The organism is Kitasatospora sp. NPDC001095, from assembly GCF_053598615.1.
Genome location: NZ_JBSFKQ010000024.1, coordinates 47,638 through 67,123, shown reverse-complemented (window position 1 = coordinate 67,123; position 19,486 = coordinate 47,638). Strand labels below are relative to the sequence as shown.

The following is a 19,486-nucleotide window of genomic DNA, read 5'->3' as shown; positions in this document are numbered from 1 at the left end:
GGGGTCGCGCAGCGGTCACTTTCCGCCCGAGGCCAGCTCCCGGGAGCGGTCCCTGGCCGCCTCCAGGGCACCGAGCAGTGCGGCCCGCACCCCGTGGTTCTCCAGCTCGCGGATCGCCGCGATGGTGGTGCCGGCCGGCGAGGTGACCGCCTCGCGCAGCTTCACCGGGTGCTCGCCGGAGTCGCGCAGCATCACCGAGGCGCCGATCGCGGACTGCACGATCAGGTCGTGCGCCACCTGCCGGGGCAGGCCGAGCAGGATGCCGGCGTCGGTCATCGCCTCGACCAGGAAGTAGAAGTAGGCCGGACCGGAGCCGGACAGCGCGGTGGCCGCGTCCTGCTGCGACTCGGGCAGCCGCAGCGCCTTGCCGACCGAGCTGAAGATCTCCTCGGCGCGCGCCAGGTGCTCCTCGCCCGCGTGCGAGCCGGCCGAGATGACGCTCATCCCCTCGTCCACCAGGACCGGGGTGTTGGGCATCACCCGGACCACCGGGGTGCCGGCCGCCAGCCGCTCCTCGAACCAGGCGGTGGGGACGCCGGCCGCGGCCGAGATCACCAGCCGGTCCGCACCGACGTGCGGGGCCAGCTCGTCCAGCAGGGTGCCCATGTCCTGCGGCTTGACCGCGAGGATCAGGGTGTCGGCGAGCTTGGCGGCCTCGGCGTTGGAGACGGCCACCACGCCGTAGCGGGCGGCGAGTTCGACCGCGCGCTCGGGGCGGCGGGCGGTCACCAGGACGTCGGCCGGGTCCTTGCCTGCCCGCAGCAGACCGGAGAGCAGGGCCTCGCCGATCTTGCCGGTGCCCAGGAAGGCGATCTTCTGTCCGTGTGTTGCGCTGCTGCCCATGGTCCGCTCCTTGCCTCGGTACTACGGCCTTGCCCCGGTGCTGCGGCCATCCTCGCACCGCCCGGCGGCGTACGCGGGGACCGTCCGTTCCGTGGTCGCCACGGACCGGAACGGCCTTGCCCCTAGGGAGGAAAGTCGGGGGTTTCCCCTATGGCCTCCGCGCTCCGGCAGGCGCACCGTGGAGCCATGGCACACGACGAAATGTCCCGACGTGAGAACCGGCAACTCGCCGTCGCCTCGGCGACCGTGGGCCCGTGGCGGACCGCCGCGGGGGTCGGTGCGGTGGTGGGGGCGACGGCCCTGGGGATCGAGGCGATCTCCGGGAACTGGTCGCTGAGCATGCTGGCCTCACCGGCCGGCTGGGGTCTGTTCTTCTTCTTCCTGGTCGGCACCGTCGGCGGCCGGCTGCGGCACGACACCACCGACCGGCGGCTGCGCCGCTGGGCGGACGAGCACCCGTGGCAGTCGGCGCTCCCGGCGGCCGGCGGACTGCTGGCCCTCAACACGCTCGCCCAGCTGTTCCTCGGCGACGAGGGGCTGTTCGGCGCCTTCTTCGTCTCGCTGCTGCCGGCCGGTCTGCTGCTGGCGATCGCCGGGGTGGTCGGCTCGGTCAAGCAGGCCCGCGGCAAGGGCTGAGCGGGACGGACCCGGGCGACGGACCGTCCCGGGCGGAGGCCCGGCCCCGGGCGACGAACGGCCCGGGCGGCGGCGGTTCCGGACGACGGACGGACCCGGGCGGCGGCGCGGTTCCGGACGAACCGGGGTGAACTGTCACCCGATCCGCACGAGTTCACCACGTGGTGTGCCCCCGATCGGCGCACCGTCACCCCCCGTCGTCATACTGGCGCGATGCCGATAGCCGAAGATCCGGAACCGCGCCCCTCCGGGGGCGACGAGCCGGGCGGGTCCGACCCGTCCGGGACGGGCGAGAAGGACCCGTTCGCCGACCTCGTCCTGGACGAGGAGTTCATCAGGGGCGCCGCCGTCAAGGAGCAGAGCGGGCGCACCCGCATGCTGTCCGCCCGGTGGAAGCACACCCCGCCCGTCGACCCGGGCGGCCGCCGCTCGGTCAACGACGGCCCGCAGGCGTCCAAGCGCCGGTTCGGCCGCAAGCCGAAGCCCGCCGCGCCCGACCCGTGGGGCAACCCGCGCCCGCGCCGCCGGCTGGAGTGGCGCGCGCCGCTGTTCGTCGCGCTGGCCGTCGCCGTGGTGCTCGCGGCGCTGAACGTCGACGCGCTGCGCGACTGGTACTCGTTCCGCTGGGGTGCGGGCGCCGCGGCCCAGCACTCGCCGGTGCCCACCGTCGCCCCGGAGACCGCCAAGCCGACGACCGCGCCGCCGAAGACCCGTGAGGAGCAGCCGACCGTGGACCACCCGTGGGCCGGCTCCCCGGCCGAGGGCTGGCCGAACGGCGCGGAGGCCTTCGTGCTCCCCGAGGCCAAGGCCACCGGCGTCTTCTCCGCCGACCAGGTCGCCGCCCAGCTGCAGCTGGTCAAGGACTACCTGACCGCCGCCGACCTCGACCCGAAGACGGTCGGGGGCGGCCGGCCGGACGCCGCGCTCGCGCTGCTGCTGCGGGAGGAGCGCGACGGAGCGGTGGCCGCTCTGGACAACCCGTCCGAGAAGAACGACCCGACCAGCTGGTTCAGCCGCTTCGACCCGCGCGACGCCATTCCGGTGGGCGACGTGGTCAAGGTGCAGGGCCGGATGACGTACGAGGGCGACGGCGACAAGGGCGTCCTCGTCCACACCGACTTCAGCTTCGTGTACGCGCTGCGCCCCGGTCCGGACGCCGCCAAGCGGGCCATGTCGCCCAAGCCGCCGACCGGCGCCCCGCAGCCGACGAAGCCGACCGCGCCCCAGGACGGCGCGGCCAAGCCGGCGGGCCTGCTCACGCCGAGCGGCGACGTGTCCGGGGACACCTGGACCACCCGCACCATCGTGCGCCGGGTGGAGACGTTCCGTTTCTACGACCCGGGCCGCTACCCCGTCGATCCGAGGAAGATCGCGTTCGGCGAGAGCCAGACGGACCCCGCCAACTCGGCCTGTGGCGTCTACGACGGCTACTTCCACCCGCAGTTCGACCAGTTCGCCGAGCTGCAGTCGGACGCTCCGGGCTCCCGGCCGACCGGTCCCGAGGTCGACCCGTACGACCGCAGCAAGGACATCCAGCCGGCCGACGAGTGCGGATCCGTCAGCCGGACCTGACGATCAGCCCTTGCGCTTCCCGCCGGGTCGGCCGCTGCGGCCGGCCCGGCGCTTCTCGTACTGCTCGACGGCCCGCTGGTGGGCGGCCCGCCGGACCGCCTCGCCCGGGGCCTCGACCAGGCTGCGGGCGAAGTAGGCGAGGAGCGAGCCGGCCCCGCCGATCATCCACACCGCGCCGAGCGACTTGTCCTCGGCCATCCAGCCGGTCAGCTTGTCCTTGCCCTCGGTGAGCACCTTCCAGGTGCGCCGCACGGCCATCATCGAACAGACCACGATGGCGGCGGTCAGCAGCCCGTTGAGGAAGCCGCCGTTGTCGGAGAGCGCGACGCCCTCGACGCCGAAGCGCAGCAGCAGCACCGCGGCGGCGGCCGCGACCAGGGAGCCGACCGACACGGCGACCCGGCGCAGCCAGTAGCCGTTGTCCCGGTTCAGCCAGGTGGTGCCGAACCAGCGGATGGGCTCCGGCTCGGGGGCGCCGGCGGGAGTGGGGGCGGGGGTGGGGGGCTGCTCGCTCACACCGTCGATTATCACCCGACCGCCGCACACGGCGGAGGAGCCGTCCCGGCCGGCGGGACGGCTCCTCCTCGTTCCGTACGAGGTGCCCCGTACGGGCCCGTACGGGCTCAGCCCAGCTTGGAGACGTCGCGGACGGCGCCCTTGTCGGCGGAGGTGGCCATCGCGGCGTAGGCGCGCAGGGCCTGGCTGACCTGGCGGTCGCGGTTCTTCGGCCGGTAGCCGCCTGAGGCCTCCAGGGCGCTGCGGCGCTCGGCCAGGACCTCGTCCGGGACCTCCAGGGAGATCCGGCGGCCCGGGATGTCGATGGCGATGGTGTCGCCGTCCTCGACCAGCGCGATGGTGCCGCCGGAGGCCGCTTCCGGGGAGGCGTGGCCGATGGACAGGCCAGAGGTGCCGCCGGAGAAGCGTCCGTCGGTGACCAGCGCGCAGGCCTTGCCCAGGCCCCGGCCCTTCAGGAAGGAGGTGGGGTAGAGCATCTCCTGCATGCCCGGGCCGCCCTTGGGGCCCTCGTAGCGGATGACGACGACGTCGCCCTCCTTGACCCGCTTGGCCAGGATCGCCTCGACCGCGTCCTCCTGGGACTCGACCACGACGGCCGGGCCGCTGAAGGTCCAGATCGACTCGTCCACGCCGGCGGTCTTCACGATGCAGCCGTCCTCGGCGAGGTTGCCGTACAGCACGGCCAGGCCGCCCTCGACCGAGTAGGCGTGCTCGACGCTGCGGATGCAGCCCCCGGCGGCGTCGGTGTCCAGCGACTCCCAGCGCTCGGACTGCGAGAAGGCCTCGGCGGAGCGGACGCAGCCGGGGGCGGCGTGCCACAGCTCGACGGCCTCGGCGGAGGGCGAACCGCCGCGCACGTCCCAGGTCTTGAGCCACTCGGCGAGCGAGTCGGCGTGCACGGTGTGGACGTCCTCGTTGAGCAGCCCGCCGCGGTACAGCTCGCCGAGGATGGCCGGGATGCCGCCGGCCCGGTGCACGTCCTCCATGTAGTACGAGCCGTTCGGCGCGACCTTGGACAGGCAGGGCACCTTGCGGGAGATGGCGTCGATCGCCCGCATGTCGAAGTCCAGTTCCGCCTCCTGGGCGGCGGCCAGCAGGTGCAGGATGGTGTTGGTCGAGCCGCCCATGGCGATGTCCAGGGCCATGGCGTTCTCGAAGGCGGCGCGGGTGGCGATCGCCCGGGGCAGGACGGAGGCGTCGTCCTGGCCGTAGTGGCGGTTCGCGATCTCGACCACCGTCCGCCCGGCCCGCTCGTACAGGTCCTTGCGGGCGGTGTGGGTGGCGAGCACCGAGCCGTTGCCGGGCAGCGAGAGGCCGATCGCCTCGGTCAGGCAGTTCATCGAGTTGGCGGTGAACATGCCGGAGCACGAGCCGCAGGTCGGGCAGGCGTTCTCCTCGATGATCGCGATGTCCTCGTCGGAGACGTTCTCGTTGACCGCCTGGGAGATCGCGTCGACCAGGTCGAGCTTGCGCACGGTGCCGTCGACCAGGGTGGCCTTGCCGGCCTCCATCGGGCCGCCGGAGACGAACACGGTCGGGATGTTCAGGCGCAGCGCGGCCATCAGCATGCCCGGGGTGATCTTGTCGCAGTTGGAGATGCAGATCAGGGCGTCCGCGCAGTGGGCGTTGACCATGTACTCGACCGAGTCGGCGATCAGGTCGCGCGAGGGCAGCGAGTAGAGCATGCCGCCGTGGCCCATCGCGATGCCGTCGTCCACGGCGATGGTGTTGAACTCGCGCGGGATGCCGCCCGCCCGCTTGATCGCCTCGGAGACGATCCGGCCGACCGGCTGGAGGTGGGTGTGGCCGGGGACGAACTCGGTGAAGGAGTTGGCGACCGCGATGATCGGCTTGCCGAAGTCCTCGCGGGCTACGCCGGCCGCCCGGAGAAGCGCCCGGGCGCCTGCCATGTTGCGACCGTGGGTGACCGTACGGGACCTCAGCTCGGGCACTGTGCTCCACTCCTTCGGGGCTCTCGCGGGCACCCCGCTGCTGGGAGGGTTCGGGGCCCGCTGTGGGTACCGAGCCTACGCCCGCCGTCCGGCCGGGTGGACGGTCCGTCCGCGATGCGGGCAGGCGGCAGGGCGGGCAGGCCGTGGGGTGGGCAGGCGGCAGGGCGGGCAGGCGGCGGGGCGGCGGCTCAGTGCCGCACGACGGCCACGGTGAGGTCGAGGACGTACGGCTCGACCACCTGTCCGTCCGGGAACTCGGCCAGCAGCGCCGCGCGCTCGCCGGCGAGCAGCGGCTCGCGCCGCTCCGGGGTCAGCGAGGCGAAGTAGGAGCGCGAGGTGAGGTTGTCGACCACCTGCTCGACGGACACCCGCCGTTGCCAGCGCAGCCGGGTGCGGCGGACCTCCAGCCCGGCGGCGGCGAAGGGGGCGGTCAGGTCGGCCACCCGGCCGTAGCCGTGGTAGCGGCCGGACAGCTCGACGGACAGCCGCTCGTCCCGGGCGCGCACCCACGGGACGGTCTCGTCGAAGAGGTTCCACCAGGTGGCGAGGGCCCCGCCGGGCCGCAGTACCCGGACCGCCTCGGGGACGGACCGCCCGGGGTTTGTCCAGTGGAAGGCCTGGGCGTAGGTGATCAGGTCCGCGCAGTGGTCGTGGAAGGGCAGGTCGTCACCGCCGCCGCGGACCAGCGGGAGCTGCGGGGAGACGGCCTGGAACTGCGCGGCCATCCCGGCGGACGGCTCGACGGCGACGACGTCCGCGCCACGGGCGGCCAGCAGGCGGGTGGCGATGCCGGTGCCGGCGCCGACGTCGAGGACCCTGGCCCCCTTGAGCCCCCGGCCCCAGAACCGCTCCAGCTCGTCGAACAGTTCCTCCGGGTAGCCGGGGCGGCCGCGGTCGTACTCGGCGGCCACCGCGCCGAAGCTCCCGGCCAGCTCGCGGAAGTTGCGGAGTCCACTGAACTCCCGGCTCTCCTTGCCATCTTGACTGTTCGTCACTTCTCTCCCTCAGCAGGGCGGTCGGCGGTTCGCACCCGCTCCGGCCGGACGGCTCAGCGCACGTGCGACGGGGTGGCCAGGTGCAGGCGGGTGAAGGCGAGGGCCTCGGCCAGGTCGGCCTCGCGTTCGGCGGGCGAGGCCGAGCGGCGGGTGTTGACCTCCAGCACCACGTGGCCGTCGAAGCCGGTGCGGGCGAGGTGCTCCAGCAGCTCGGCGCAGGGCTGCTTGCCGCGGCCGGGGATCAGGTGCTCGTCCTTGCCGGAGCCACTGCCGTCGGCCAGGTGGACGTGGGCGAGCCGGTCGCCCATCCGCTCGACCATGGCGAAGGTGTCGATCCGGGAGGTGGCGGCGTGCGAGAGGTCGATCGTGAAGTGCCGGTACTCCTCGTCGGTGACGTCCCAGCCGGGGGCGTACGCGAGCATCTCGCGGTCGCGGTAGCGCCACGGGTACATGTTCTCGACGGCGAAGCGGACGTCGGTCTCGCCCGCCATCCGGTTGATGCCCTCGACGAACTCCCGGGCGTACTGGCGCTGCCAGCGGAACGGCGGGTGGACGACCACGGCGCTCGCGCCGAGCTTCTCGGCGGCCGCCCGGGCCCGGACCAGCTTGGTCCACGGGTCGGTGCTCCACACCCGCTGGGTGATCAGCAGGCAGGGCGCGTGCACGGCCAGGATGGGCAGTCGGTGGGCGTCGGAGAGCCGGCGCAGGGCGTCGATGTCCTGACTGACCGGGTCGTTCCAGACCATCACCTCGACCCCGTCGTAGCCGAGCTTGGCGGCCAGCTCGAAGGCGACGGCGGTACTCGCCGGGTACACGGAGGCGGTGGACAGCACCACCTTGGTGTCGGGGATGTGCAGGGCCGGATGCCGGGGCAGCACCAGCCGGTCGGTGGTGCGCAGCAGCGGCGGGCGGGCGGCGTCGCGCTTGGCGGCCTTGACCGAGCGGACGGACTGGACGGCGGCCTTGGCGGCGCCGGCGGCCCGGGCGGTGCGGGTCTCCTTCGGGGCGGACTGCTGCGCGGCGGGGGTCCCGGCGGTGGGCTGGTGCCCGGGGGCCGGCTTCGACCTCTTCGCGGCGTTCGCCGTCTTGGCCGTCTTGGCCGTCTTCGCCGTCTTCGCCGTCTTGGCTGCGGCGGTCGTGGCGGCGGTCGTCTTCGCCGCTGCGGTCTTCGCGGTGCGCTGGGCGGCCTTGACGGCCTTCGCGGCCTGCTTGGCGGCCTGGGCGGCGGTGGCGCCCGTGACCGCCTTGCCGAGTCGGCGGCGCGGACCGTCCGGCCGCGACTGCCCGTTCCCGGGAGTGCGGCCCTCCTGCGTTCCGTCCTCGTCCGCTGGTTGCACCACGGGAGACAGCGTAAGCGGAGCACGCGGCGAACGGGACGGGATGACCGGCACAGTGACCATCGGCACGTTGTCCCGGGCCCGGGCGGTCGGCGGTCCTCCGGGGCGCCCCCGGCTCCGGGGCGGGGCGGACGGGGGCCGGGCGGCCGCCTGGCGCGGCCGGGGCGCGGACTACGGGCCGCGCGCCCGGCTTACGAGGTGAGCGCCGGGCGGCGGCGGTCGGCCGAGCCGTCCATCGCGTCCAGGCGGCGCAGGATGATGCCCTCGCGCAGCGCCCACGGGCAGACGTCCAGCTCCTCCAGCCCGAACAGGTCCATCGCGGCGTCGGCGACCAACGCGCCGGCCAGCAGCTGCTTGGCCCGCCCCTCGGAGACGCCGGGGATCCGGGCGCGCTCGGCGACGGTCATCGCGGACAGCCGGGGCAGCCAGGAGGCCAGCCCGCTGCGGGTGAGCCGGCGGTCGGTGTACGGACCGGCGTCGGCGGGGGCGGCGCCGGTCATCCGGGCCAGCTGCTTGAAGGTCTTGGAGGTGGCGACGGCGTGCCGCGGCGGGCCGAGCCGGGTGATCTCGCCGATCACCGTGGCGAGCTCGGCCCGGATGTGGCGTCTCAGCTCGCGCAGCCCGTCCGGGTCGGCGACGTCCCCGGGCAGCCAGCGGGCGGTCAGCCGGCCGGCGCCCAGCGGCAGCGAGCAGGCGACGTCCGGCTGCTCGTCCAGACCGCAGGCGATCTCCAGCGAGCCGCCGCCGATGTCCAGGTTGAGCAGCCGGCCCGAGGACCAGCCGAACCAGCGGCGGACGGCCAGGAAGGTGAGCCGGGCCTCGTCCTGCCCGGAGAGCACGCGCAGCTCGACACCGGTCTCGGCGGTCACCCGGCGCAACACCTCCTCACCGTTGGCGGCCTCGCGCACGGCGGAGGTGGCGAACGGGAGGATGTCGACGACGCCCTTGTCCTCGGCGACCCGCAGCGAGGAGGCGACGTGGCCCACCAGCCGCTCGATGCCGGCCTCCGTTATCGCGCCGTCCGCGTCCAGCAGCTCGGCCAGGCGCAGCTCGGCCTTGTGCGAGTACGCGGGCAGCGGAGCAGCGCCCGGGTGGGCGTCCACCACGAGGAAGTGGACCGTGTTGGAACCTACGTCGAGCACACCGAGTCGCATAACTCTCCACGCTACGCGATCCGGGAGCCGCCGAGCGGGGGTGTGACGGTAGTCGCGCTGGTCCGGGACCGGTCGGCGGGCGGCGGAGCGGGGGGCCGCCGGCCCCGGGCGCCCCTCACAGCGGGCCGTCCCTCACAGTCCGTCCCTCACAGCAGTCCGTCCCACAGCTGCTCCACGATGACGGCCCACCAGTTCTCCGGGTCCGCGAAGACCGTGCCGTCCACCGCCGCCAGCGCCAGCTGCAGGGCGTCCACCGCCCCGCCGGCGGCCACCGGGTCGAGCCCGCGCAGAGCGGGCCACCAGCCGGCGAACACCTCCAGGCAGCGGACGAAGGCGCGCAGGTCGGCGTTGCAGTGGCGGGCGGTCGCGTAGTCCGGGTCCACCGCCCGGACGGCTCCGGCCACCGGGTCGAGGGCCAGCAGCGCCCAGCCGTCCGTCCCCAGCAGCAGCTGCCCGGCGAGCGCCAGGCGCTCCCGCTCGGCCACCCTGGTGCCGCGGCCCAGCTCGGCCAGGTGCCCGGCGAGCGGGGGCAGGACGCCGCCCTGGCGGGTGCCGTCGACGATCGCGTCCGGCCCGGGGTGGTGCAGGGCGAAGAACCCCGGCACGGCCATCGGGACGCCCACCGTCAGCAGCAGCGCGGCCGCGTCCCCGGGCAGCTCGGCGCGGGCGACGTCGGCCGGCTCGAAGCGCTGGACGCCCGCCGGGCCGAACCGCTCCGCGAGCCGGGCGGCGAGCGCCGCGTCGGGCTCGTCGGGTGCGGGGCGCACCGTGCGGGGGAAGGGCACCCGGTTGCGGGCCGGACCGTCCGGCGACGCGGGCAGCGCCCGTACGGCGGCGGCCCGGTGGTCGAAGCGCGGGCCGTACGGGAGCTCGAAGTCGATCCGGGCGTGGGGCAGTTCGGCGGCCAGCGCGTACGACCAGTAGCCGCCGGGCAGGGCGCTCGGCCGCAGGTCGGTCCGGACGGCCAGCACGTCCCCGGCGGCGATGCCCTGCTCGCGCAGCCACCACCAGCCGCGCAGTGCCGGGTGCGGCAGGCCCGCCGCGGAACGCAGGGCCAGCGACCGCTCCTCGCCGGTGCCGTCCCGGTAGGTCAGCTCGGCCCGGGCACCCCGGCCGGTCGCGGGCGGGAGGGTCGGGTCGTAGCCGCCCGCGCCGACGAAGTCCCGGTACAGCCCGACCACTTCGTCCACCGGCACCGAGGGCCACACCGTGAACCGTCCGCTCTCCCGGTCCACCACGGCGCAGGCCGCCCCCACCTCCTCGGGCGCCCGCCGCTCCCCTGTCCGCGGATCCACCACCACCCGGGCGGGCTCGGCCCACACCACCCAGCCGAGCTCGAACTCATGGGTGCACACCCGCCGCACCGCCCCGGCCCCCTGCGGCAGATCCCCGTTGATCCACCGGTGCCCCGCCTCCACCGCCTGCGCCCGCGCAATCACCCGACCACCCCGTCCGTCCACTCCCAGCCCCATCCCGACCTGACCCGCGACCCTACGCCCCCATCACCACCTCCTGCGCGAGAAGTGGGAGTGTCATGGATCAGGTGGACACCCTGATCAAGGGAGACACCGATCTCGTGGTTCCCGCCGGGGTGGGGGCGCGGGGAGTCGGGGGCGGCTTACCGGTGGGGGCGGGTCAGGGGGTGGGGGTGAGGGGGCGGCCTTCGGGGGTGAGGGCGATGGCCCAGAGGCCGTGGGTGGCGGGGTGGAGGGGGATGGGGGCCTGGCGGGCGAGTTGGTGGTCGAGGTAGGTGACGGTGTCCTGGTGGTTGACGGCGTTCCAGGCGTGCGGGCGGCCGTAGGCGTCGAGGGTGAGCAGTACGGCCTGGGAGCCGTGGCCGGCGCGGCGGAGGTCGTCGGCGAGGCGGTCGAAGGCCGGGCCGCCGTCGCCCAGGTCCCGGAAGCGGGCGCCGAGTTCGCGTTCCGCGCGGTCGCGGCCGCCGCGTTCGCCGGCGTCGCCCTCGGTGGGGATGCGCGGGGCCGCGCAGGTCGGGCGGCCGGTGTAGCACTCGACCGCCGAGAGGGCGATCTCCAGGCTGTTGTTGGCCCGGCCCGGCTCGCGGTGGCCGCCGTCGTTGACGACCTCCGCCCAGCCGCCGACCGCCGGGTCGGGGTGGCGGACGGGCAGGCCGTCCTCATCCCGGGGCATGCGGCGTTCGACCTCGGCCTGGTGCTCCGGGTCGACCGGCCCGAGCCCGCCCGGCAGGCCGTACGGTCGGCTGTCGGTGATGCTGCGCGGCCGGACCGCCGGGTCCTGCGGCTGGGCTCCGCGCCGTGCCCGCAGCGCGAGTTGGAGGGCCATCGCGTGGGCGGTCGCGACCGGCACCGCGCCCCAGGCGAGGGTGGGGTCGGCGAGGCCCGCCGCGTTCTCCCGCCGCCGGGCCTCCCCCGGGTGCGGCTCGGGCCGGCCGATCACCGGGGTGGTCCCGACGATCGGGGGTGCGGCCGGAGGCGGCGGGGCGGCGTGGACCGGCGGTCCGACGACCGGGTTCGGCGCGGCGCCGGCCGGGGTCCTGGCCCCCGGAGCGCCGGGCTGCGGCCCGCCGACGGCCGTACCGCCGCCCGCCACACCACCCACCACACCACCAGGGCTGCCGGACGCGCCCGCCCCGACGCCGCTGCCGAACGGAGCCGCCACGTTCACGGGCCCGCCGCCGCTGCCCGCCAGCGGCCCGGGCCCGACGGTGCCGACCGGCCCGGGCACCGGGTACCCGCCGTACCCGCCGCCGTACGCCGGGGCCGCGAACTGCCCGGGCGCCGCGACCGGCCGGACCGTCGGCGGGGCCTCCGGTGCCGGGCCGTGCGAGGGACCGCCGGCGGACGGCGCCGTGACGGGCGCGACCGGCGCACTCACCGAGTCCGTCCGTACGGTCACCGGCCCGCCGCCACCGCCCCCGACCGCACTGCCGTGCGAGGAGGCCGCGGGTGCCTGGAGCGGGTAGTCCCCGTCCGACCAGCCCACCGACCCGCCGCCCTGCCGGACCGGAGCGGCACCGGACGGCACCGACGGCACCGAGTTACCGCCGCCACCGCCGCCCGCCGCCCGGTGCTGTCCCGCCGAGCCCCAGAGGCCACCCCCGCCCCCAGCCGCCACCGCACCCGAGCCCGCACCCGGACCCGAGCCCGCACCCGCCGAAGCGCCCGCCGCCACCGCCACATCCGGCCCGCCGACCACCGCCCCCGGGTCCGCCACCGCGACCGAGGCCACCGTCACGGCCCCCGGCACCTTCGGATCCGCCGGCCCGTCGGGCGTCCCACCCGCCGACGGCCTGTCGCTGCCGGGCTTGTCGCAACCCGGCCCGTCCGCCCCGGGCGTGAGCCCGGCGATCGGCACCCCGCGGACCGCCTTGCCGTCCTCGTCGGTGAGCACCGGCCGCCCGTGCTCGTCCAGCCGGACGGCCAGGTCCGCGACCCCGACCACCGGCTTCCCGTCCGGCCCGGGGACGACCAGCAGCCCGGCGGCGTCGGCCACCGGCGTGCCGTCGGCGCGCAGGATGACGGGCTGCCCGTCCGGGCCGAGGACCGGCTTGCCGTGCTCGTCCACCTTGACCGTGAGCCCGGGTACGCCGACCAGCGGCTTGCCGTCCTTCCCGGCGAGCAGGACCAGCCCGGAGCCGTCCGCGCCGAGCACGCCGGGTTCGCCGAGGGCGGCGGGCAGTCCGGCGGCGAGCGGGTCGAACGCGCCGGCGCGGTACGAGGCGGCGGTGATCCCCGTGCCCTGCGCGGTGCCGAGCTTCAGCAGGGCGACGGCGGCGGGCTCCTTGAGCGCGCCGGACAGGCCGTCCTTCATGGCGCGGCCGAGTTCGGCGAGCAGTCCGCCGATCTTCAGCGCGGCGGCCTCGACGGCGACGGCCGCCACCCCCGCCGCGACCTGCTCGGCGGCGGCGTTCTTCAGCTTGGTGGCGAGGCCGCCGACGGTGGTCTCCAGTCCGCCGACCACCCCGCTCTTCGTCGGGTCGCCGTCGACCGCCGCGGCTGCCCGGCCGGCCGCCTCCCTGGCCTTGGCCGCCTGCTCCTCGGCCTGCTGGAGCTCGGCGGCGAGCTGCCGCAGGGTCGCGATGATCTCGGCCTTGCAGGTGTCCACGGCCCGCGCGGCGGTGTCGAAGGCACCGGCGACCAGCCCGACCGCGCTGTGCGCGTCGTCCAGGTGGCCCCTGCCGCCGCCGCTGAAGCCCTGCCAGTACGCGCCGAAGGCCTCGACCGCGTGGCCGGAGTTGTCGGCGGTGACCCGCCGGACGGACTCGCCGCAGCGCCGGGTGAGCCGGTCGGCCTCCTTGCCGAACTCACGCCAGACCCCGGCGGCCTTGCGCAGGCCCTCCTCGTCGGCCTGCGGCCACTGCTGGCCGGTCCTGGCCAGCACCGGGGCCAGTTCCTCGGGCAGTTTCCTGGACACGCGCTTCCCCCTTCGAGCCGGTCCGCCTTCGAACCGGTCCGTCTCGGACCGCTCCGTCCCGGAGCCGGTCCGTCCTGGAGCCGGTCCGTCCTGGAGCCGGATCGGTCAGACCGACTTGTCCCCGGGGACGACGGGAACGGCCCCCGGGGTTGCCTCGGGCAACGTCGAGTACACCGCGGACGTCACCGCCGACACCCCCGAACCAGCCGACACCCCCGGGCCCACCGGCACCGCGGTGGCCCCGAACCCGCTCGCCGCCGAGCTGTCCGTGTCCGCCGTCCGCGCGGCCATCGTGTGCAGCCCGGCCCCGACCCCGGTCACCCGACCGGCCAACCCCCGCAGCCCGCCGACGAGTTCGCCGCGCGCCTGCCCGTACACGGTGGCGAATCCGCTGCCCGGCTGGTCCGCGCCCCAGGGCGCGCCGATCGCGGCGAGCCCCTCCTCCAGGGCGGTGACGGCCTTCGCCAGTTCGCCGCCGAGCTTCTCGAACTCCCGCCCCTCACCGTGCAGTTCCCACGGCCTGAGGACGAACTCCCCACCCGCGCGGCCGGACGCCCCGGTGCTGCCGCCTGCCATCCCCGTACCTCCCCGTAGCGGGCCCGTAGCGGACCGGCCGCCATCCTAGGCACGCCGCCGGGCCCGACCGCACGCCCCGCCGGACCTCTTCACCCCGCCTTCACCCCGACGTCCCCACGGCCGGGGGCCGCCATCCGCCCCGCCATCCGCCCCGCCCGCGGAACCGCCCCCGGTACCGCCGCCGGAAGCACCCCCGGAACCGCGACCGGTCCCGCCACCGCGCCACCACCCCCGAAAGCTCTACCCTTGCTGAGTGGCACCAGCAGAAACGTCCAAGAAGAAGGCCAAGGCGAAGCCCAAGGCCTCCCCCGCCCCCGTCGACCTCGCGATGCCGACCCTGCGCCGCGAGATCCCGCGCGACGAGGTCCCGCTCGACTTCCCCCGCGCCTGGGTCGAGTTCGCCGACCCCGCCGACGAGGAGCAGGTCTTCCGCTGCGACCTCACCTGGCTGACCTCCCGCTGGTCCTGCGTCTTCGGCCAGGGCTGCCACGGCATCCGCGAGGGCCGGGGCGAGTCGGACGGCTGCTGCACGCTGGGCGCGCACTACTCGGACGAGGACGACGAGCAGCGCGTCCTGGGGCACGCGGCCCGGCTGACCCCCGAGCTGTGGGAGAACTTCGCCGAGGGCACCGACGCCGAGGGCCGGATCAGGTCCGACGGCGGCATCACCATGCTGGACGAGGACGGCGACCGCCAGACCCGCCGGGTCGGCGGCGCCTGCATCTTCGTGAACAGCCCGGACTTCGCGGGCGGCGCCGGCTGCGCCCTGCACTCGCTCGCGCTCAAGGAGGGCCGCGAGCCGCTGGAGACCAAGCCGGACGTCTGCTGGCAGCTGCCGATCCGCCGCACCTACGACTGGATCGACCGCCCCGACGACACCCGTTACCTCCAGGTGTCGATCGGCGAGTACGACCGCCGCGGCTGGGGCCCGGGCGGCCACGACCTGCACTGGTGGTGCACCGGCGCCCCGGCGGCCCACCAGGGCGCGGAGCCGGTGTACGTCAGCTACCGCCCCGAGCTCACCGAGCTGATGGGCAGGGCCGGCTACGAGGTGCTGGCCCGGCTGTGCGAGGAGCGGATCGCCACCAAGGGCGACCGCAAGGTGGCCCCCCACCCGGCCGACCCGGTCAAGAAGCCCAAGAAGGCCTGACGGGGGTCCCAGGGCGTCCGGCCCACCGGACGTCCTGGTCGGCCGGAGCCCGGAAACCCGAGGCCGGGGCCGGGGCCCTACTTGTCGATGTCCCCGACCACGAAGAACATCGACCCCAGGATCGCCACCATGTCCGCGACCAGCGTCCCCGGCAGCAGCTCGGTCAGCGCCTGGATGTTGTTGAAGGACGCCGAGCGCAGCTTGAGCCGCCACGGCGTCTTGTCGCCGCGCGAGACCAGGTAGTAGCCGTTGATCCCGAGCGGGTTCTCGGTCCACGCGTAGGTGCTGCCCTCGGGTGCCTTGAGCACCTTGGGAAGCCGCTGGTTGACCGGGCCGGGCGGCAGCGCGGCGAGCTTGTCGAGGCAGGCGTCGGCGAGGTCCAGCGAGTTGAGGGTCTGCTCCAGCAGGCACTCGAAGCGGGCCAGGCAGTCGCCCTCCTCGCGGGTGACCACGGTGAGCACCTGCCGCAGTTCCTCGGAGCCGTACGCGAGGTACGGCTCGTCGCGGCGCAGGTCGAGGTCCAGGCCGCTGGCCCGGGCGATCGGGCCGCTGACGCCGTACGCCTCGGCCTGCGCCCGGGTGAGGACGCCGACGCCGGCGGTGCGGGCGCGGAAGATCTCGTTGCCGAGGACGAGGTCCTCGAAGACCGGCAGCTGCGAGCGCACGGTGGCGACGGCGGTGCGGACCCGGCCGAGCCAGCCGGCCGGCAGGTCCTCCTTGAGGCCGCCGACCCGGTTGAACATGTAGTGCATCCGGCCGCCGGAGGCCTCCTCCAGCACGTGCTGGAGGTCCTCGCGGCCGTTGAAGGCGTGGAAGACGGGGGTGATCCCGCCCAGCTCCAGCGGGTACGAGCCGAGGAACATCAGGTGGTTGAGCACCCGGTTGAGTTCGGCGAGCAGGGTGCGGATCCACACCGCCCGCTCGGGGACCTCCATGCCGAGCATCCGCTCGACGGCCATGACGACGCCGAGTTCGTTGGAGAAGGCGGAGAGCCAGTCGTGCCGGTTGGCCAGCATGATGATCTGCCGGTAGTCGCGGGCCTCGAACAGCTTCTCGGCGCCCCGGTGCATGTAGCCGATCACCGGCTCGGCGCTCACGATGCGCTCGCCGTCGAGCAGCATCCGCAGCCGCAGCACGCCGTGGGTGGCCGGGTGCTGCGGGCCGATGTTGAGCACCATGTCGGTGGTGCCCGCCGCGCCGGTGAAGTTCTCGGCTCCCGCCCCGATGCCGACCGTGGTCTCCCTCATGCCCCCAGAGTCTGCCATCCCGGCAGGCCCGCCAAGCTCACCGGTTCCGGCATGCGGACGGCCTGCACCAGCCACCCGAAGGCGCCGAGGCCGCCCGGGTCGGTCAGCTCGGCCCCCTCCCCCGCCCCACCGAGCGCCCGCAGGTAGCCGGCCGGGTCGCTGGAGGCCAGCGCGAGCGCCGGGCGCTCGCCACTCACGCCGAGCGCGCGCAACGCCTCCCGCTGGGTTGTCCACAGGCTGTGGAGACCGGGCACGGCGGCGGAGTCCAGCGCGACGTGCGCGGTGACGTCGCAGGAGCCGTCCGGCACCGGGGCCACCTCCCGGCCGTCCCGGAAGCCCGCGTACGTGCCGAACGGCGGGCGCCGCCCGGCGGTGTGCCCGTAGTCGACGGCGACGGCCAGCCCGCGCTCCAGCCCGGCCACGGCCCGCGCCCAGGCGGCGTCGCGGGGAGCGCCGAACTCCACCACCTCGCCGGGCTCCGCGGCCGGCCACCAGCGGCCGGCCCAGGCCGCGTCGGCCGCCGAGACCGGCTCGCCGAGGCGCTGTTCGCCGGTCCCGGTGTCCACCTCGAGGTAGCGCAGCACCCCGTCCTCGTCCACCTCGCCGGCGTCCAGCGGGACGTTGTCCAGCCACTCGTTGGCGAACAGCAGCCCGGTCACCCCGCGCGGCGGCTCGTCCGTCCACAGGGCTGTGGGCGGCAGGCCGGCCGGACGCCCGGCGATCTCCACGCCGTACGGGCGCAGCCGCGCCAGCACCGGCGCGGGCAGTTCGGCCAGGACCCCGGTGAGCAGTTCGCCCCGCCCGGCCCCCATGTCGACCAGGGCCAGCTCCTCCGGACGGCCGAGGGCCTCGTCAACCTCCAGCAGCAGCCGGGCCACCGCCCGGGCGAACCTCGGTGAGGCGTGCACGGAGGTGCGGAAGTGCCCGGCCGGGCCCTCCGGCCTGCGGTAGAACCCCTGCCCGGGGTCGTACAGGGCCTGTTCCATGGCGGGCGCCCACCGCATCCAAGTCATGGGGCCGGACGCTACCCGGCGGGGGAAGGACCCTCCCAATCGGATCAGGTGCTTCTCCGACCTACGGAGTAGGGCGGATCGCCCTACTGGCGGACCTTGGCACACCGGGCGACTGCCTACGCTGGACACGTGCATCGACTCAACGCCTGGCTCCGCCGTCACCCCATGGTGGTCGACGCCGCCTGGGCGGCGATCGTGCTGTTCTTCGGCCTGCTCCCGAACGGGGCCAACGTCGACGAGGGCTGGCGCTTCGACGCCTCGATCGCGCTCGCGGTGCTGCTGCCGCTGCTGATGGTCTTCCGGCGGCGCTTCCCCGACCTCACGGTGGTCGCCGCCACCTGCGTCGGCGTCGGCCAGGTGATCGCGGGCGTCGCACCGGGCTTCTCCTCGATCGCCTACCTGGTCTTCGGCTACACGGGCGCCGCCTTCGGCCACAAGTGGACCTCCCGACTGGCCCTGGCGGCCGGCCTGTCCGCCGGGCCGCTGGTGTTCTGGCAGATGAAGCCGGTGAAGACGGTCTTCGACGGGGCCGGCGACGCCCACACCCGCCCGTACGGCTTCGGCGAGGCGGCGATGATCACGCTGCTGATGAGCACGCCGTTCATCCTCTGCTGGGCCTGGGGCCGGCTGACCCGGGTCCGCCGCGCCTACCTGACCGAGCTGGAGGACCGCGCCGCCCGGCTGGAGCGCGAGCGGGACGCCCAGTCCAAGGTGGCGGTCGCCGCCGAGCGGGCCCGGATCGCCCGCGAGCTGCACGACGTGGTCGCCCACAACGTCTCGGTGATGATCGTCCAGGCCGACGGCGCCGCGTACGTCCTGGACAACTCCCCGCAGCAGGCGAAGGAGGCGCTCAGCACGATCGCCTCCACCGGCCGCCAGGCACTGGTCGAGATGCGCCGGCTGCTGGGCGTGCTGCGCACCGCCGACACCAAGGCCGAGGAGTACGTGCCGCAGCCGGGCGTCGAGGAGCTGCCGGAGCTGCTGGAGCAGGTCCGCACGGCCGGGCTCGACGTGGACTACGCCACCTCCGGGCAGCCGCGCGAGCTGCCGCGCGGCGTCGAGCTGACCGTCTACCGGATCGTCCAGGAGGCGCTCACCAACGTCCGCAAGCACGGCGGCCCCGACGTGCACGCCCGGGTCGCGGTCGACTTCGGCGAGCGCGAGCTGGCCGTCCTGGTGGAGGACGACGGGCGCGGCAGCACCGACGAGCACCTGGCCGCCGGCGGCGCGGACGGCCTCGGCCACGGCCTGATCGGCATGCGCGAACGCGTCGGCATGGTCAGCGGCAGCCTCGACGTGGGCCCCCGCCCCGGCGGCGGCTTCCGGATCCGCGCCGTCCTGCCGCTCAAGGCGGCCCACTAGCCCAGTCCGCCGTCCACCCCTCCAAGGAGTCCCACCTTGACCATCCGCGTGATGCTCGTCGACGACCAGGAACTGCTGCGCACCGGTTTCCGGATGATCCTCCAGTCACAGGGCGACATCGAGATCTCCGCCGAGGCGGGCGACGGCGCGCAGGCCCTGGAGAAGCTGCGTCACACCGAGGTGGACGTGATCCTGATGGACGTCCGGATGCCGCGGCTGGACGGCGTGCAGGCGACCCGCCGGATCTGCCTGGCCGAGGACGGCAGCCCGCTGCCGAACGCCCCGCACGTGCTCATCCTCACCACCTTCGACCTGGACGAGTACGCCTTCGCCGCGCTCAAGGCCGGCGCCAGCGGCTTCCTCCTCAAGGACGTCCCGCCGACCGAGCTGGTGGCCGCGATCCGCGCGGTGCACGGCGGGGACGCGGTGGTCGCCCCGACCACCACCCGCCGGATGATCGACCGCTTCGCCGAGGTGCTGCCCACCCCGCAGAGCGCGCCCGGCTCCGACGCCCTCGGCCCGCTGACGGAGCGCGAGCGGGAGGTGTTCCTGCTGGTCGCCCAGGGCCTGTCGAACGGCGAGATCGCGGCCCGGCTGGTGCTCTCGGAGGCCACCGTGAAGACCCACGTCGGCCGGATCCTGGCCAAGCTGGGCCTGCGCGACCGGGTCCAGGCCGTGGTCCTGGCGTACGAGGCCGGGCTGATCCGGGCCGGGGCCGCGGACTAGCCACCTCGGGCCCGG

General features: G+C 75.0%; 16 protein-coding genes. 5 read left to right on the top strand and 11 right to left on the bottom strand.

The features are described from left to right. Window positions 1-15 precede the first annotated feature (15 nt). Complete coding sequence (proC, locus tag ACWDBB_RS20815) at window positions 16-843, bottom strand: pyrroline-5-carboxylate reductase (protein ID WP_449791015.1); 828 nt, start codon at window positions 841-843, stop codon at window positions 16-18. A 186-nt stretch (window positions 844-1,029) separates the two neighbouring features. Between proC and ACWDBB_RS20810 the strand changes: the two genes are divergently transcribed. Then, window positions 1,030-1,479, top strand: a complete 450-nt coding sequence (locus tag ACWDBB_RS20810) for a hypothetical protein (RefSeq protein ID WP_402405827.1) — start codon at window positions 1,030-1,032, stop codon at window positions 1,477-1,479. A gap of 213 nt (window positions 1,480-1,692) precedes the next feature. Next, window positions 1,693-3,051, top strand: a complete 1,359-nt coding sequence (locus ACWDBB_RS20805; protein WP_449791014.1) for an SCO2583/SCO2584 N-terminal domain-containing protein — start codon at window positions 1,693-1,695, stop codon at window positions 3,049-3,051. Between the two features lie 3 nt (window positions 3,052-3,054). Here the strand turns inward: ACWDBB_RS20805 and ACWDBB_RS20800 are convergent, their stop codons facing one another. The 8 genes from ACWDBB_RS20800 to ACWDBB_RS20765 form a co-directional block, all read right to left on the bottom strand. Beyond that, window positions 3,055-3,567, bottom strand: a complete 513-nt coding sequence (locus ACWDBB_RS20800) for a hypothetical protein (protein ID WP_449791013.1) — start codon at window positions 3,565-3,567, stop codon at window positions 3,055-3,057. A 107-nt stretch (window positions 3,568-3,674) separates the two neighbouring features. Continuing rightward, window positions 3,675-5,519 (bottom strand): dihydroxy-acid dehydratase, encoded by a 1,845-nt coding sequence (gene ilvD, locus ACWDBB_RS20795; RefSeq protein ID WP_449791012.1) that lies wholly within the window; start codon window positions 5,517-5,519, stop codon window positions 3,675-3,677. A 188-nt stretch (window positions 5,520-5,707) separates the two neighbouring features. Further along, window positions 5,708-6,514: a class I SAM-dependent methyltransferase gene (locus tag ACWDBB_RS20790; protein WP_449791011.1), complete on the bottom strand. Its 807-nt coding sequence runs from the start codon at window positions 6,512-6,514 to the stop codon at window positions 5,708-5,710. 53 nt (window positions 6,515-6,567) lie between these two features. Next, window positions 6,568-7,371: a sugar phosphate isomerase/epimerase family protein gene (locus ACWDBB_RS20785; RefSeq protein ID WP_449791048.1), complete on the bottom strand. Its 804-nt coding sequence runs from the start codon at window positions 7,369-7,371 to the stop codon at window positions 6,568-6,570. Window positions 7,372-8,042: 671 nt separating this feature from the next. Then, window positions 8,043-9,005: a Ppx/GppA phosphatase family protein gene (locus tag ACWDBB_RS20780; RefSeq protein WP_449791010.1), complete on the bottom strand. Its 963-nt coding sequence runs from the start codon at window positions 9,003-9,005 to the stop codon at window positions 8,043-8,045. 146 nt (window positions 9,006-9,151) lie between these two features. Then, window positions 9,152-10,444, bottom strand: a complete 1,293-nt coding sequence (locus ACWDBB_RS20775) for an SUKH-4 family immunity protein (protein WP_449791009.1) — start codon at window positions 10,442-10,444, stop codon at window positions 9,152-9,154. A 196-nt stretch (window positions 10,445-10,640) separates the two neighbouring features. Further along, window positions 10,641-13,397, bottom strand: coding sequence for a toxin glutamine deamidase domain-containing protein (locus ACWDBB_RS20770; protein ID WP_449791008.1), 2,757 nt, complete (start codon window positions 13,395-13,397; stop codon window positions 10,641-10,643). A gap of 105 nt (window positions 13,398-13,502) precedes the next feature. Next, complete coding sequence (locus tag ACWDBB_RS20765; RefSeq protein ID WP_449791007.1) at window positions 13,503-13,973, bottom strand: hypothetical protein; 471 nt, start codon at window positions 13,971-13,973, stop codon at window positions 13,503-13,505. A 328-nt stretch (window positions 13,974-14,301) separates the two neighbouring features. Between ACWDBB_RS20765 and ACWDBB_RS20760 the strand changes: the two genes are divergently transcribed. Then, the gene (locus ACWDBB_RS20760; protein ID WP_449791047.1) at window positions 14,302-15,123 is read left to right on the top strand and encodes a hypothetical protein; all 822 of its coding nucleotides are present in this window, start codon (window positions 14,302-14,304) and stop codon (window positions 15,121-15,123) included. 77 nt (window positions 15,124-15,200) lie between these two features. Here ACWDBB_RS20760 and ACWDBB_RS20755 read toward each other — a convergent pair whose 3' ends face one another. Together ACWDBB_RS20755 and ACWDBB_RS20750 are read right to left on the bottom strand one after the other, a co-directional pair. After that, window positions 15,201-16,370, bottom strand: a complete 1,170-nt coding sequence (locus ACWDBB_RS20755) for an NADH-quinone oxidoreductase subunit D (protein ID WP_449791006.1) — start codon at window positions 16,368-16,370, stop codon at window positions 15,201-15,203. After that, entirely contained in the window at window positions 16,367-17,383 is a 1,017-nt protein-coding gene (locus ACWDBB_RS20750; RefSeq protein WP_449791005.1) for an SAM-dependent methyltransferase, read from the bottom strand. Before ACWDBB_RS20750 ends, ACWDBB_RS20755 begins: the two co-directional genes overlap by 4 nt. 129 nt (window positions 17,384-17,512) lie before the next feature. Here ACWDBB_RS20750 and ACWDBB_RS20745 point away from each other — a divergent pair, with 129 nt between their 5' ends. Next, on the top strand, window positions 17,513-18,745 hold the full coding sequence (locus tag ACWDBB_RS20745) for a sensor histidine kinase (RefSeq protein ID WP_449791004.1): 1,233 nt from the start codon (window positions 17,513-17,515) through the stop codon (window positions 18,743-18,745). Between the two features lie 36 nt (window positions 18,746-18,781). Continuing rightward, window positions 18,782-19,471: a response regulator gene (locus tag ACWDBB_RS20740; protein WP_392867770.1), complete on the top strand. Its 690-nt coding sequence runs from the start codon at window positions 18,782-18,784 to the stop codon at window positions 19,469-19,471. Window positions 19,472-19,486 lie beyond the last annotated feature (15 nt).